This window comes from Rhodobacteraceae bacterium M382 (genome assembly GCA_025141015.1).
GTDB classification, from domain to species: domain Bacteria; phylum Pseudomonadota; class Alphaproteobacteria; order Rhodobacterales; family Rhodobacteraceae; genus Aliisedimentitalea; species Aliisedimentitalea scapharcae.
Genome location: CP081098.1, coordinates 4,122,007 through 4,137,173 on the forward strand (window position 1 = coordinate 4,122,007; position 15,167 = coordinate 4,137,173).

Below are 15,167 nucleotides of genomic sequence, written 5' to 3' on the forward strand. Positions count from 1 at the left end.
TCAACCAGCGCATCCACGCCTATGCAAAAAATGCCCGCAGGCCGTCTTCGACCCGTTCCATTGCCACGTCGTCAATATCCTTGTGGAAAACCATACGAATTGCCCCGTTTGAACCACCTCCCAACACAACACCCTGCTTGGCCAGCTGCGCACGCAGTGGGTCGTTCGTACCGTCTGTCGGGGTGAAGAACACCATGTTCGTGGCCTGTGTCACAGTCCCGACCTTCAACTCTCGAAGTGTTTGAGCAATGCGATCGGCCCGCGCGTGATCCTCACTCAAACCTTCCACATTGTGTTTCAATGCATACAACCCCGCTGCCGCCAGAACACCGGCTTGGCGCATCCCGCCACCCAGCATCTTGCGCCAGCGACGCGCTTGCGCAATCAGATCCTGAGGCCCAACCAAAACGGATCCCGCCGGTGTGCCCAGACCTTTGGAGAGGCAGATTGACACGGTATCAACCAACCCGGCCAATTCCGTCTCACGACACCCAAGCTGCGCAATCGCATTGAAGAAACGGGCTCCGTCCAAATGCACTGACAATCCATGTGACCGTGCGGTTCGGGCTGACGCCGACATGTCGGCCAATGGGACAACCAAACCATTGTGCGTGTTTTCCAGGGACACCAAGCGACTGACCGCCAGATGGGAATCATCATCCCGGACTGCGCCGGAAATCACCGCGGGATCCAACGCCCCATCTGCCCGAACCGGCACCGGGCAAAGGGCAATCCCGCCCAGCACCGACGCCCCCGCGGCCTCGTAGGCATACACGTGGTACCCAGTGCCGACGATAATCTCCTCTCCCCGTGCGCAATGGGCCAGCAATCCAACCAAATTGCTCATCGTCCCGGTTGGCAGGAACAGACCGGCCTCCTTGCCCAGCCTTTCGGCCAACTCGGTTTCCAGCCGATTGACCTGCGGATCTTCGCCATAGACATCATCCCCGAGCTCGGCCTCGTACATGGCTTGACGCATCCCTGCATCCGGTTGTGTCACCGTATCACTGCGCAAGTCACAGACCGGTGCGTTGCCCCGGTCTGTTCGGGTCATTCCCGCGTATTGGTTCATTCCGTCACCTGATCATAAGCCAACGCCGCTACGATATGCACACGCTGGGTTTCACCACCATTCAGCGCGGTATGATAGCCGCGTGTGTCGGTAAAATACACGGACCCATCCGCTGGCAAATGCGTCACATGATGGTTGACGATGAACAGCGATCCAGGGTTCGAAATGATCGGGATGTGCAGGCGCGGTTCCGGGTCTCGATGCCAGGAATTGCAGTTGTACAACCCCTTTGACAGGATCCGGGTCCGCCCGATAGGAAAGCGTTTGCTCAGCTCCTGGTGAACGTGCTCGAAATAGGTTCCCGCAAATTTTGGATTGAACTCGGAAAAATCGATCTCGGGCACCAGATCCTCACGGGGCTCTTCGACATAGCGATCGTCTCCACGCAGCCAGTATCGCCCCGACAAATCATTGGTGGTCCATTCGGATTGCCCCGGGCGTTGGGTCAGCGGCAGGGCAGCAAATCCCTGATCCTGCATATGCCCCATCATCGCCTCGCGCCTCTGACATTCCTCCAGCGCACCGCGCAACTTTTCGATATCGAATTTCAGCTCCAGCCGCTCGATCCCGGGGCCAGGTTTGAAATGGGCAACCGATTGGGTTCCCGGCATGGTGGACATTTGGCTGGCGATCATGTCGACATCAGCGTCGCGAATTGTGGGAACAAAAGTCATGCTTAAAGGCTCCGGCCCTTTGGGTTTTGCGTTACATGACAAAATACTCACAAATAATGTGGAAAAAAGTCGAGAATTTGCATAACTTATTGCAACAAACGCAACAACTGACCGAATTCCCATGCGACGCAAAATCCCACCTATCACCGCGTTGCTGTGTTTCGAAACAGCAGCCCGCACGGAAAGCTTTACCCAGGCAGCCCAGATGTTGAACCTGTCGCAAAGCGCGCTGGGGCGACAAATCCAGTCGCTTGAGGCGCAGGTGGGCCAAACCCTGTTTCATAGGGTGCGCCAGCGGGTCAGCCTGACAGATGCCGGTCAAATGCTGCTGGGCGAATTGTCGCCTCAGCTCGAAGCTTTGGAAGCCACGTTCTATCGACTGCGCACGCGGGACAACCCGGACGGCGCATTGAACATCGGCACCTACCCGACTCTGGGCAGCCGCTGGTTGATGCCGCGCCTTGCCGGTTTGGCGCAAACCCAACCGCGACTGACCGTCAACACGATCACTTATCTGAACAACGCCGGAGTGGATGCAGGCGTTGTCGATCTTGCCATCGTGCAGGGCGATCCGCCCTGGCCAGGGTTCCGGGTGGATTTCCTGATGTCAGAAAGCCTGATTGCGGTGGCCGCCCCCAGCCTGCTGTCAGCCCCGGCAAAAGACCCCTTTGATCTCTTGCATTTCCCGGCACTGTTGCACCGCACGCGCCCGTTAAGCTGGGATATCTGGTTCAGGGACCAGGGAACCGAATTGCCTGCTCCGCCGACCGGCCCCCTGTTCAGCCAGTTCGAGATGTTGATCGACGCGGCCTGTTACGGGCATGGTGTCGCAATCCTGCCGGAAATCCTGGTCCGGCGAGAGTTGGACACCGGACAGCTCCATCGTGTTCACCCCCATGTCAGCCACCCCGCTAGCGCGTATTACCTATTGACCCCACAGGCCAAGGTCGGGATCAACCGGATCGAAAAGACCCGGAGCTGGCTGCTGGCGCAGGGATCCGAAACGTCATGAGCCCCAGCTGCGCGCCAAAGGCGGGGCCAGCCCCAACAGGTCGATGGCACGCGCTGCGATCTGGTCCGTTATCTCCTGCACCGATAGCGGACCCAGATAATAGGCCGGGACCGGCGGCAGAATGATAGACCCCAGTTCGGTTGCCGACGTCATGTTGCGCAGATGTGCCAGGGTCAGCGGTGCCTCGCGTGTCAACAGGATCAGGCGACGCCGCTCCTTCAGTTGCACCCCGGCGGCGCGTGTCAAAAGGTTATCGTCCAACCCATTCGCAATGGCGGCCAGACTGCGCATTGAACACGGGGCCACGATCATCCCGGCGACCGGAACTGAACCCGAGGCGATCGACGCCCCTACATCGCCCGCAGGATGCAGCCGGGCGACGCAGTCTCGCAATTTTTCAAAACTTCCGTCCCCACATTCCAGAGCAATTGTGCGCCTGCCAGCCGGGCTGATCACCAGCTCAGTTTCTACATCCAGCCCCGCCAGTTGTCGGGCAACAGAGAGACCCAGCGCCGCCCCCGACGCACCAGAAATGCCCAGAACAACCCGTATTGCTGTCATGATCCGATCCCCGGCAAAACGCGTGCCACCAAATCGGCGGCAAAATTCGCATCGCCATCGCCAGTTTTCATTACCCTGCCCCAGACCCGGTTGGTTTCACTGCCGATCTTGGTCGTGGCATCAATGCCCATCTTGCCGGCCAACCCCGGCTGCGGAGACGCAAAATCGAGGTAATCCATAGGGGTGCGCTCCAACAGGGTGACATCCTGTCCTGGATCCATCCGCGTGGCCAACGCCCAGGCCACGTCCTCCCAATCGGTCGGGTCGATATCTGCATCCACCACGATGATCATCTTGGTATAGCTGAACTGTGGCAACATTCCCCACAACGCCATCATCACCCGTTGCGCCTGACCGGGATATCGTTTGTCGATACTGACAATCGCCATGCGATAGGAACAAGCAGCAGGCGGCAACCACAGTTTGCGGACCTCTGGGATCTGCGCCTGTATGGTGGGCAATGCCAACGTGTTGAACACTTCGCCAATGATCGCGGGTTCATCTGGCGGGCGCCCCGTATAGGTGGACAGGTATAACGCGTCCTTGCGGTGCGTGATTGCCGTCACCTGCATAACCGGGAAAGGTTCGGCCGGATTGTAATAACCGGTATGATCGCCAAAGGGGCCTTCGGGGGCGGTTTCCGTAGGGGAAACCCAGCCCTCCAAAACGATCTCGGCCTCTGCCGGGACCAGCAACGGAACCGTCTTGGCCGGGACCAGGCGGGGCCGACACCCGCTGAACGCACCACTGAAGGACAGTTCCGACACGGTTTCCGGTAATGGCAACGCCGCTGACAGCAGGGTCGCCGGATCAGCCCCCAAAACGATGGCCACCGGGGTCGGTTCATTCGCCCGGGTCCAACTGTGATGGTGTTTGGCACCACCACGATGCGGCAACCAACGCATGATGATCCGGTTCTCGTCCCAAACCTGCGCCCGGTAGACACCAGCATTATAAGTCCCCACATCTTGCGCCTGGGTCCCATGCGGGCGTGTGATCACAACAGGCCAGGTGATCAACGGCCCTGCGTCACCAGGCCAATGAGTCTGGACCGGGAGTGCGCTCAGGTCGACCTGATCACCGTCATGCACCACCTGTTGCACCGGTGCGCTGGAAACGATCTTGGGCCGGGTGGTTAATGCCGCCTTGAGCATCGGCCAGCGCGACAGCGCATCCCGCACGCCTTCGGGGGGAGAGGGTGATCGCAGGTCTGCCAGAAAGGCCCCAAGATCCTCCAGCCTGTCAAATGTCACCCCCAACCCGGCGGCCACCCGTTCCTTGGTTCCAAACAGGTTGGCAATCACCGGAACGTCGGCGCGCGCGCCACCGTCCAGCACCGGGTGCGCGAATTCCAGAACAGGGCCCGATTTTTCCAATACCGCCCGATGCACCGCTGTCATCTGATGACGCACCGAAACAGGTTCATCAATCATGCAGAATTGCCCACTCTCGCGACACCAGTCGAGATAGCTGCGCAGGCTGGGAAAAGCAGGATAGTCGCGCATAGAGACCACTCCAAAAGTTTTCCAGCGCCTATCAGCAATTTCCGCCAGCCTAATTGACGATCGTCAATTCCGGACGGTGCGGACCTGCTTAAGACCAATGATGGAACGCGCAGCTCCCGCGACCCGAAAGGATTCGTATTGCCAGACCCCGCCATGCCGATTCCGGTCTTTCCGCAATTGCCCAGCCGGGTGTTGCGATTGCTGCCGCTTGCCCCGCTGTCGCTGTCTCTGACCGCCTATGCCAAATCTGTGGCCAAACATCACCCCGGTCTGTTTCGCCGTCTGGGAGAGCACGCCAACGCGCGGTTTTTGCTGGACCCAACGGATCTGCCCTTTGCCATCTTGCTGGAACCACGACAGGGCAGCCCCAAGGTCACCGTAACCCGGAAATCCGGGGGAGAGGATGCAAAGATCGCCGGGCCAATGGCGGCCCTGCTGGGGTTGGTCCACGGGGCCTATGATGGGGACGCTTTGTTCTTTTCACGGGACCTCGTGGTCCAGGGCGATACCGCTGCCGCGTTGGCGCTGCGCAATGCGGTCGACGATGCAGAATTGGACATGACCCAGGAGCTGTCCAATCTGCCCCGCCCCCTTGCCCAGCCTTTGAAACAATTGGCGGCCTTTGCTGAACGACGCACCGGCGTTTGCCTGTCCCGCCCCGAGGAGAGTCTGGCATGGTGATGGAAATCGTCTGTCCGGCGGGAACCCCAGCCGCCCTGCGCGCCGCGGTCAAGGCAGGCGCACACACAATCTATTGCGGCTTTGCGGATGAAACCAATGCACGCAACTTTCCAGGACTGAATTTTGATCACGCCGAGATGCGCGAAGGGGTGGCCTTTGCCCATGGGCACGGGGCCAAGGTGTTGGTGGCGATCAACACCTACCCCCGCGCAGGTGCCGAACAGATCTGGCACGCCGCCGTCGCCGATGCCGAATCCTGCGATGCAGATGCCGTGATCCTGGCCGATGTGGGCCTGTTGGATCACGCTGCGCGCAATCATCCGAACCTGCGACGGCATCTGTCGGTTCAGGCAGCAGCGGCCAATGCTGACATCATAAACTTTTACGCGGACACATTCGGCGTCAAACGGGTGGTCCTGCCCCGCGTTTTGTCAGTGCAGGAAATCAAGGCCATCAATGCCGAAACCAAAGTCGAAACCGAAGTCTTTGTCTTTGGTGGGCTGTGCGTGATGGCCGAGGGGCGTTGTTCTTTGTCCTCCTATGCCACCGGGTTGTCCCCAAACATGAATGGCGTGTGTTCCCCTGCCAGCCACGTGGAATACCACGAAAAGGCCGGCGTGCTGGACGCCGAGCTGGGCGGATACACCATCCACCGTGTCGGCAAAGACGAACCCGCGCCCTACCCGACACTGTGCAAGGGCTGTTTCAGTGCAGGCGAAAAGACCGGTCACCTGTTCGAAGACCCGGTCAGCCTGAACGCCGAACATCTGATCCCTCAACTGCAAAAGGCAGGGGTTACAGCGTTGAAAATCGAAGGCCGACAAAGGTCACGGTCCTATGTGGCGCAGGTTGTGCGCAATTTCCGTCAGGCTGTGGATGCGCTGGACGCGGGCCTGCCCCTGCCAGAAGGCATGTTGGCACGCCTGTCAGAAGGCCAGGCCACCACGGCCGGTGCTTATAAAAAGACTTGGAGATAGCGGCATGGAATTGACTGTCGGACCCATTCAATACTTTTGGAAGGCGGACCATTGGTCTGAATTCTATCAGGGCCTTGCCGGGGCTCCGGTTGACCGCGTCGTCCTGGGCGAATTGGTCTGCTCCAAGCGGCTACCCTATTTTCAAGACCGGATCGAAAACGCGATCACCATCCTGTTTGAGGCGGGCAAGAAGGTATCTCTGACCAGCTTGGCCCTGATCACCCTGAAACGTGAACGCAAATTGATGGCCGATCTGGTCGACATGGGCATCGAAATCGAAGTCAATGACCTGACCGCTCTGGCCTATATACCGCAGGGGATCGATTTTGCCGTCGGCCCATTGGTCAATGTCTACAACGAAGGCACCCTCGCCTGGCTGGCATCGCGTGGCGCAACTCAGATCTGTCTACCGCCCGAACTTCCCCTGGGTTCGGTTCAGGCGTTGTGTGATGCGGCCCAGAAACTGGGTGTGACGGTTGAGATTTGGGGACATGGCCGATTGCCGCTGGCCATATCCGGCCGTTGCTATCACGCCCGCCTGCATGGGCGGACCAAGGACAACTGCCAATTCGCCTGCGAAGATGACCCAGACGGACTGGACGTCAAGACGCTGGATCACAAACCATTTCTGACCATGAACGGGGTGCAGACCTTGTCCGACACCTACGCCTGTACCGCCCACCAGATCGAGACGCTGAAGCAAGCCGGGGTCAGTGCTTTGCGCCTGTCACCACAGTCCAAAGGGTTCGCCGACCTGTGCCGGCTCTATCGGCAACGGGTCGATGGTCAGATCGAGGCCGATGCCCTGATTGCCTCGGTTCGCTCTGTCGATCCAGGCATTCGATTGAGCGATGGGTTTTTGACGGGTGCCACCGGTGTGGAATTCTCTGGATCCAGTTAAACGGTTATGACACGCGATCCTGCCCAAATCGGTCCATTCAAACACTTTTGGGCTGCGCCGCACCGCCCCTTGTTTCTCGCCGGGATTATTTGGGCCCTGATCGCCATCATCTGGTGGCCCTTGCTGCAAGCCCCCGTCGGGTTGGCGACACCATCGCTGTGGCACGCCCACGAGATGCTCATCGGGTTTGGCGGGGCCGCGGTCGCCGGATACCTGTTGACCGCGCTGCCCAATTGGACCGGCACAGAACCGTTGCAAGGTCGCCCCTTGCAGGCCCTTTTGATCCTCTGGGTGTTGGGGCGCCTGTCCACGACACTTGCAATCCCACCCGTGCTCCAAGTCGTGGTGAACTCGGCTTTCTTCCTCTATCTTGCAATGCTCATCGGCCTGCCAATTCTGGCCGCCCGAAGCTTTCACAAGCTGGGTTTTGTGGCAGCAATACTGGTTTTTGGTCTGGGGGATGCAATATTTCTAAGCAGAATGGCCACAGCGGATCTGTGGGAAGGGAAGATCGCCGCACAGGCAGGGGCAATTGCCTTTGCGTTGCTGATCACGACCATTGCCAGCCGCGCCATTCCGGGCTTTACTCGGAACGCATTGCGGAAACGGGGCAACAGTCTTTCTGACGATGACTTGACCTCACGCTGTTGGCGGCCGGCACAGGTCTCGTTGGCCGCATCGCTGTCGTTCCAGATTTTTGAGTTGCCCAACTGCGCCGGGGCTCTGTTGGGCCTGTCTGCTCTCCTGATGCTGGGCGGGATTCATCAATGGCGAACCCGCGAAACCCTTCACGACCCCTTGCTTCTCATGCTGCATGTGAACTTTTTCTGGGTTCCGCTGGGGTGCGCGATTGTGGGCTTTGCCCTGTTGGATCTAACCCCATACCCCATCGCCGATGGCCTGCATGTTCTGACCGTTGGTGCAATGTCCGGTTTGATCATGGCCATCTCGGCCCGTGCCGCTGCAACACTGCGCGACGATCGGCTGAGCGTTGGTCGCTGGTTCTTGATTGCTTTTGCGTCGCTGTGGGCCACGCTTGTTGTCCGGCTCCTGGCCCCGCTTGCTCCAGATCAATACATGGCGTTCATTGCTCTGTCAGGATTGCTCTGGTGTCTCAGCTGGGCAGTGTTCATTTTTGGATTTCGCGCGGCCCTGACCGGACCACCGCGGCGTCCGGTTCTGAGTGGGCGCAAAACAAATCCGGCCCAAATTCTGCGCCCGAAAGTTTGAAAGGAGATCCTCATGAAACTCGCATGTGTCAGCGCCGAAGGTCGCGGAGAAACCGACCGCATTCTGGCCCAAACGGCTGCGTTGCTCGAACGGGACGGGATCCGCACCTCTGGGATCGTCAAGGTTCTGGACCACGAAAGCGCCTTTGCCAACGGCTGTGACATGGTGGTGCGGGTCCTGCCGGACGGCCCTCAGATCAAGATCACCCAGTCCCTCGGAGAAGGGTCTGACGCCTGTCGGTTGGACCCTGGTGCAATTGCCCAGGCGGTTTCCACTGTCGAGAACGCCGAACTGGACGAAGCCAGCGTTTTCATTCTGAACAAATTCGGCCCTGAAGAGGCGGCAGGACGTGGATTCTGTGCAGTCATCGGCAAGGCCTTGGAACGCGGCATCCCTGTTCTGGTCGGCGTCGGTGCCAGCCGGGCGAATTTTGACAGTTTTGCCAGCGGACTGGCCACCGATCTACCGGCCGACCCGAATGCAATCCGCGCCTGGTGTCGCGGGGATTGACCGGAACAGGTCCACCCGGTTTCCATCAGGCCCTGAGCAATCGCAGCGCATTGGCCACCACGGCCAATGACACACCGACATCAGCCGCGATCGCACCCCACATCGACGCCAAACCCAAGGCCGTCAGACCAACAAAGATGGCCTTGGTCACCAAGGCAACACCAATATTCTGGTGAATGATCGCCATTGTGTGGCGCGAATGATTCACCAACCACGGCAGTTTGGTGATGTCATCGCTCATCAACGCAATGTCAGCAGTTTCAATGGCCGCATCCGACCCGACTGCACCCATGGCAATGGCAAAATGCGCGCGCGCCATCGCCGGGGCATCATTGACTCCGTCCCCGATCATCGCCACCACGTCATGCCCGGCGGTCAGCTCTTCAATGGCCGCGACCTTATCCTGCGGCAGCAATTCGGCACGCACCTCGTCTATGCCGATCTGATCTGCAACAGCCTGGGCGGTGCGCGCATTGTCGCCGGTCAGCATAACGATCTTGTCGATGCCTTGCGCGTGCAGTCGAGCCACGACTGCTTTTGCATCTGGACGGACCCGGTCCCGCAACTCCAGAATTCCCAACAGGCGGTCTCCTGTGCCAACAGCAACCAAGGTGCTGCCCGCCTTTTCAATTCCGTCGCGCACATCGATCGGCAAAGTCGCCCGTTTTTCTGTAGCAAACCGATCCGACCCCAGCCAGACAGCTTGACCATCGACCAGACCCTCGACCCCTCGACCCGGAACGATACATGTTTCCTTGGCTGCGGGAACATGGCCTGCTCGGGCCAGGATGGCCCGCGCCAGCGGGTGGGAGGAACGCGCCTCCAGCGCTGCCGCCACAGTCAACAGGGAACTTTCGTCGGTCCCCAGCGGGAAAATGTTTGCGACTTCGGGCTCACCTTCGGTCAGCGTGCCGGTTTTATCCATGGCCAAAGCGGTCAGCCGACCTGGAATTTCGACATAGGCCCCGCCTTTGATCAGCACCCCATTGCGGGCAGAGGACGCCAAGGCAGCCACGATCGAAACCGGTGTGGAGATAACCAACGCACAGGGACAGGCGATCACCAGCAATACCAGTGCGTTATAGATCCAATTCGCCCATTCCCCCCCAAACAGGATCGGGGGAACCACCGCGATCAAAATCGCCAATCCCATGATAGCCGGAGTATAGATGCGGGCGAACCGAGTTACCCATTGTTCAACCTCGGCCCGACGGGAATGGGCTTCACTGACCATGCGGATGATGCGGGACAGCACCGTATCGGTTGACGGTTTGGTTGCGCGAACGATCAAGGTTCCCTCTCCATTGATCGTCCCTGCAAACACGTCGTCTCCAGGCTCTTTGGCGACCAGCGCGCTTTCCCCTGTGATCGGAGCCTGATCAACCGCCCCTGCCCCGTCAACAACCTGGCCGTCCAGCGGAATACGATCGCCACCACGCACCACGAAACGATCCCCCACACCGACCTGCACAGCAGGTACATCCTGTTCTGCGTCGTCCGGTCCGATCACACGCGCCGTCGGGGGGGCAAGATCCAATAACGCCGACACGGCAGTGCGCGCGCGCCCGACACTCCAGCTTTCAAGCGTCAGAGACAGAGCAAAGAAGAACGCAACGGTTGCAGCCTCGAAATATTCGCCCAGAACAATGGCTCCGATCACGGCGACAATCATCAACAGGTTCATGTCCGGCGACAGACGCCGCGCAGCAGACCACGCCTTGGGTGCCACCAACCAGGCCCCAAAAACAACCGCCAACAGGAACGCCCCGATTTCGGGCAGAGGCATGGGGGTGTTGCCATGGCCCGAAAAAATCCCCACCACCCCGGACACCCCGGTTTCGACAACATGGTACCCAAATCCAAACGCCCAAAACGCGGCGGACAGTCCGGTGAACCATTTCTGACGCGCCAAATGCGCGGCGTGATCTGCCTCGGCGCTGGTGGCATCCCACAGTTTGGCTGACAGCCCTGTTGTCGCCACCAACCGCAAGACGTCTGTATCCGTCATTGGCTCAGCGCTGTCGAGAATGGTCATTCGGGCGTTCAGAACATCAAAAGTCAGGTGTTCTTCTCCGCCCAATCGCGGTACCAGGACCTTGTTCAGAACCGCGACTTCTTCGGCGCAATCCAACCCGTTCACCCGAAAGCTGCGGCCAGTTCCAAGCGGCGGGGCCTGATTGGTGACCGGAGCAGCAGTGCCACAACACCCACCAGCTGCCGACTGGGTTGCATGGGGCTGCGGCGGGGTTTGTAAACTCGTGTCGTGCGGCATTGCGTGGGCTCCGGTTTCTGAGACACGCCCAAGATAGGATCTACAGTTCCTGTAGCTTCAAGAGGTATTTTCGATTTTTTTCAACCCAGACGCTCAGCTCCTGTTGCGCCTTAAGCGCCCACCGAAATGGCGTTGTTTTCAGGGCCCCAATAGGGGCTCTTATTCCCAGGTTGCGCCATCTCGGCGCAACGGGCCGGCCGGGTATCGCCATGTTGGCCCCACACCCGCCACCGTCAGCGGAAATTTCACCCGGTATGCCGTGCCCCAACCGGTGTATTCGACATCCTGGCTCAGATCGGCGTCCATCTCCGCTCCAATCGTATCCGTGCTGAACGTTCGCGCGCCCGTCCCGGTCAACAAACCCGCCGTCCGAGCCAGTGACAGCCGCGCCGACGCGCCACCCCGGCCGTGATTGCGCCAGCTCAACGCTCTTAACCCGGCTGCGGCCATCAAATACCCGGTGGCGTGGTCAAGCGCCTGAACAGGGAGCGGAACAGGGCGCTCAGCACCCGCTCGCATCATACCTTCGGCTGCGATGCCGCTGCTCATCTGAACCAGGCTATCAAACCCACGCCGCCCCGCCATTGGCCCGGTCCAGCCATAGGCGCACAGGCTGACGTCGATCAGCCCCGGCGACAACCGCTGCAAATCCAGCGTATCATAGCCCAGCCGGGCGAGCGCACCAGGACGATAACCGTGGATCAAAATATCCGCCTGGCCCAGCAGTCTTTCAAACGTCGTGCGATCATTCCTGTCCCGCAGTTCCAGTCCGGCGCAGCGCTTGCCCAGGGTAACTTCCGGTTCAACCCCTGGTTCGCCCCAGGACGGGGGATCAATTCTCAGCACTTGCGCACCAAAACCGGCCAGAAACCGGGTGGCAACCGGGCCTGCCAACACCCGTGTCAGATCGAGCACTTTGACATCTGACAAGTCGGCCACGGCCGCCCGTCCGTGTTCATGCGTCTCCCACGCAACCAAAGGTTCCCTGGCAACGGCCTGTCCCTGCGGATGGGCCACCCAGTGATCCAAGGTATGCATGGCCGCGCTGCACCCGCCCGCAACTGCCACAGCCTGTTCCAGATCAGCCTTGTCCCAGCACAACACCGCCCGAGCCACAGAATCCCGGTCTGGTGCGCACCCCAAAACCTCCAAGGCCGCATCCCGGTGATGAGGTGCATTCGTGTGCAGGCGAACCCAGCCATCAGCTGCCTGATAGTCCCCGGCAATCGGATCCCACGCGCTTGGTATTGTCCACCCGGACGGGCGCAAAGTCATATCAAACCATTTCAACGCCAACCGTCTGTCGATTTCGACACCGGATACACCGGTCAAAGCCGCCAAAGCGCGGGCGGCGGCAGACAGCGACTCGAGGGCGAGTTCATCGGTTGCAAAACAGGAGGCGAATGCCGCTTCACCCCGCATCTGCACTGCGATCCGATCCGGTACGGGGCCTCTCAAGTTCTGGTCGATTTCAACTCTCACTTGCGATCCCCTCTTCCCGCTCAGCTTGTGCTTTATACCAGTCTTGCAATCTACAATCTGGCGCGAATGCAAATGCGGCGCCTCTCGGTCACTTCGCTCTGAGGTCCTGCAAATTTTGTGCCTTGAACCACTCGTATGTTTCACGAACACCTGTTTCGAGCGGTGTTTGGGCGGTCCAGCCAAGGCGAGCGAGGCGCGAAACGTCCATCAATTTGCGCGGGGCTCCGTCGGGCTTGCTGGCATCAAAGGACAGTTGTCCCTGGTAGCCGGTCACACGGGCCACAATTTCAGCCAGTTCGCGGATGCTGACATCTGTGCCCGAACCGACATTGATGTGACTCAGCATTTCCTGGGTTTCGCGTTGATAGGTTTCGGTATCCAGACCCAGCACAAACAGCGATGCCGCCGCCATGTCATCGACATGCAGGAATTCGCGCATCGGCGTACCGGTACCCCAGATCACCACTTCGGAGACCTCGTCCTGTACTGCCTGATGGAACCGGCGGATCAACGCCGGCAACACGTGGCTGTTTTCCGGGTGAAAGTTATCTCCCGGCCCATACAGGTTGGTCGGCATGACCGAACGATAGTCGGTGCCATACTGCCGGTTATAGCTTTCACACAGCTTGATCCCGGCAATTTTTGCCACCGCATAGGGTTCATTGGTCGGCTCTAGCGTGCCGGTCAACAGCGCGTCTTCGCGCATCGGCTGGTCCGCCAACTTGGGATAGATGCAAGAACTGCCCAGCTGCAGCAGTTTCCGCACACCCGCGTCAAACGCCTGATGGATCACATTGCATTCGATCATCAGGTTTTCATAGATGAACTGCGCCGGATAGCTGTTATTGGCGACGATGCCACCCACTTTGGCCGCAGCCAAAATCACCTGATCGGGCTGTTCGGCCTGCATGAACATCCGCACCGCAGTCTGGTCGGTCAGGTCCAGTTCGGCACTGGTTCTGGTGATCAGCTCCAGATTCTCGCCCGCATCCCGGCGCGCCTGCAATTGGCGCAGGATAGCACCGCCGACCATGCCCCGATGACCTGCCACATAGATCTTCATCGTCTGTTACCCTTCGACCGAAACCGGTAAATCCATGCCGTGATCCTTGAGCAGCGCATGGCGTTTGGCTGTCTTGAGATCCTCGATCACCATTTCGGCACACATTTCCTGAACAGTGATCTCGGGTGTCCAACCCAGTTTGTTCTTGGCTTTGGATGGATCCCCCAACAGGGTTTCCACTTCGGCAGGGCGGAAATAGCGCGCATCAATACGCATAACCACGTCGCCGACCTTCAGCGCTGGGGCCTTGTCCCCGTCGATTGCGGCGACGGTGGCAATTTCGTTCACACCTTCACCGGTGAATTCCAATGTCACACCCAGTTCTGCCGCCGACCAGGTGATGAACTGTCGAACGGAATATTGCACCCCGGTCGCGATCACGAAATCCTCGGCCGCGTCCTGTTGCAGCATCATCCACTGCATACGGACATAGTCCTTGGCGTGGCCCCAATCGCGCAAGGCATCTATGTTGCCCATATACAGGCAATCCTCGAGCCCAAGGGCAATATTGGCCAGACCCCGAGTGATCTTGCGCGTAACGAAAGTTTCGCCGCGGCGTGGGCTTTCGTGATTGAACAGGATCCCGTTGCAGGCATAAATTCCATAGGCTTCACGATAGTTCACCGTGATCCAATAGGAATAAAGCTTGGCCACCGCATAAGGGGAACGCGGGTAAAACGGTGTCGTTTCCTTCTGTGGTGTCTCCTGCACCAGGCCATAAAGCTCGGATGTTGACGCCTGATAAAAACGGGTCTTTTTCTCCAGCCCCAGGAACCGGATCGCTTCAAGCAGGCGCAGGGTGCCCATCCCGTCCACATCCGCCGTGTACTCCGGGCTCTCAAAGCTCACCGCCACATGGGATTGCGCACCGAGATTATAGACCTCGTCTGGCTGAACTTCCTGAATAATCCGGGTCAGGTTCGAACTGTCTGTCAGATCCCCATAATGCAGCTTGAACCGGGCATTGTCTGTGTGCGGGTCTTCGTAAATATGGTCCACCCGCTGGGTATTGAACAGCGATGACCGGCGTTTGATACCATGAACCTCATACCCCTTTTCCAGCAGAAATTCCGCCAGATAAGATCCATCCTGACCGGTCACCCCGGTGATCAATGCGCGCTTTGTCATGTTAAGGCTTTAATCCTTGTCCAATATTCGCCCCTCTTGAAAAAAGGGTCTGCCCCGTTCGAGCTTCTTTCACTCGCTCAAACTCGTATCATGTTGGCC

At 59.1% G+C, this 15,167-nt stretch carries 14 protein-coding genes; 6 read left to right on the forward strand and 8 right to left on the reverse strand.

Annotation, left to right across the window (positions count from 1 at the left end; genetic code table 11):
• Positions 1–19 precede the first annotated feature (19 nt).
• Together ltaE and K3727_19070 are read right to left on the reverse strand one after the other, a co-directional pair.
• Complete coding sequence (gene ltaE / locus K3727_19065; GenBank protein UWQ90828.1) at positions 20–1,072, reverse strand: low-specificity L-threonine aldolase; 1,053 nt, start codon at positions 1,070–1,072, stop codon at positions 20–22.
• Positions 1,069–1,746: a hypothetical protein gene (locus tag K3727_19070; GenBank protein UWQ90829.1), complete on the reverse strand. Its 678-nt coding sequence runs from the start codon at positions 1,744–1,746 to the stop codon at positions 1,069–1,071. The genes ltaE and K3727_19070 overlap by 4 nt, the downstream gene beginning before the upstream one ends.
• A 121-nt stretch (positions 1,747–1,867) precedes the next feature.
• On the opposite strand from K3727_19070, the gene K3727_19075 reads away from it, so the two are divergent.
• Positions 1,868–2,758 (forward strand): LysR family transcriptional regulator, encoded by an 891-nt coding sequence (locus K3727_19075; GenBank protein ID UWQ90830.1) that lies wholly within the window; start codon positions 1,868–1,870, stop codon positions 2,756–2,758.
• Here the strand turns inward: K3727_19075 and K3727_19080 are convergent.
• Positions 2,753–3,310, reverse strand: coding sequence for a UbiX family flavin prenyltransferase (locus K3727_19080; protein ID UWQ93456.1), 558 nt, complete (start codon positions 3,308–3,310; stop codon positions 2,753–2,755). The two genes, K3727_19075 and K3727_19080, sit on opposite strands and share 6 nt — an antisense overlap.
• 5 nt (positions 3,311–3,315) lie before the next feature.
• Positions 3,316–4,824 carry a UbiD family decarboxylase gene (locus K3727_19085; protein UWQ90831.1) on the reverse strand — a complete coding sequence of 503 codons (1,509 nt, stop codon included), beginning with the start codon at positions 4,822–4,824 and terminating at the stop codon, positions 3,316–3,318.
• A gap of 153 nt (positions 4,825–4,977) precedes the next feature.
• Here K3727_19085 and K3727_19090 point away from each other — a divergent pair, with 153 nt between their 5' ends.
• From K3727_19090 to K3727_19110, 5 genes are read left to right on the forward strand one after another with little or no spacing between them, the layout of a single operon-like run.
• Positions 4,978–5,505, forward strand: a complete 528-nt coding sequence (locus K3727_19090) for an SCP2 sterol-binding domain-containing protein (GenBank protein UWQ93458.1) — start codon at positions 4,978–4,980, stop codon at positions 5,503–5,505.
• Positions 5,505–6,482 carry a U32 family peptidase gene (locus K3727_19095; protein ID UWQ93457.1) on the forward strand — a complete coding sequence of 326 codons (978 nt, stop codon included), beginning with the start codon at positions 5,505–5,507 and terminating at the stop codon, positions 6,480–6,482. The genes K3727_19090 and K3727_19095 overlap by 1 nt, the downstream gene beginning before the upstream one ends.
• 4 nt (positions 6,483–6,486) lie before the next feature.
• Entirely contained in the window at positions 6,487–7,383 is an 897-nt protein-coding gene (locus K3727_19100; GenBank protein UWQ90832.1) for a U32 family peptidase, read from the forward strand.
• 6 nt (positions 7,384–7,389) lie between these two features.
• Positions 7,390–8,613 (forward strand): NnrS family protein, encoded by a 1,224-nt coding sequence (locus tag K3727_19105; GenBank protein ID UWQ90833.1) that lies wholly within the window; start codon positions 7,390–7,392, stop codon positions 8,611–8,613.
• Between the two features lie 12 nt (positions 8,614–8,625).
• Positions 8,626–9,123, forward strand: a complete 498-nt coding sequence (locus K3727_19110) for a DUF2478 domain-containing protein (GenBank protein ID UWQ90834.1) — start codon at positions 8,626–8,628, stop codon at positions 9,121–9,123.
• Between the two features lie 25 nt (positions 9,124–9,148).
• Here K3727_19110 and cadA read toward each other — a convergent pair whose 3' ends face one another.
• The 4 genes from cadA to gmd form a co-directional block, all read right to left on the reverse strand.
• Positions 9,149–11,395: a cadmium-translocating P-type ATPase gene (gene cadA / locus K3727_19115; protein UWQ90835.1), complete on the reverse strand. Its 2,247-nt coding sequence runs from the start codon at positions 11,393–11,395 to the stop codon at positions 9,149–9,151.
• Positions 11,396–11,554: 159 nt separating this feature from the next.
• On the reverse strand, positions 11,555–12,877 hold the full coding sequence (locus tag K3727_19120; protein ID UWQ90836.1) for a CoA transferase: 1,323 nt from the start codon (positions 12,875–12,877) through the stop codon (positions 11,555–11,557).
• An 88-nt stretch (positions 12,878–12,965) separates the two neighbouring features.
• Positions 12,966–13,940: a GDP-L-fucose synthase gene (locus K3727_19125; protein UWQ90837.1), complete on the reverse strand. Its 975-nt coding sequence runs from the start codon at positions 13,938–13,940 to the stop codon at positions 12,966–12,968.
• Positions 13,941–13,946: 6 nt separating this feature from the next.
• The gene (gene gmd / locus K3727_19130) at positions 13,947–15,068 is read right to left on the reverse strand and encodes a GDP-mannose 4,6-dehydratase (protein ID UWQ90838.1); all 1,122 of its coding nucleotides are present in this window, start codon (positions 15,066–15,068) and stop codon (positions 13,947–13,949) included.
• Positions 15,069–15,167: the final 99 nt, after the last annotated feature.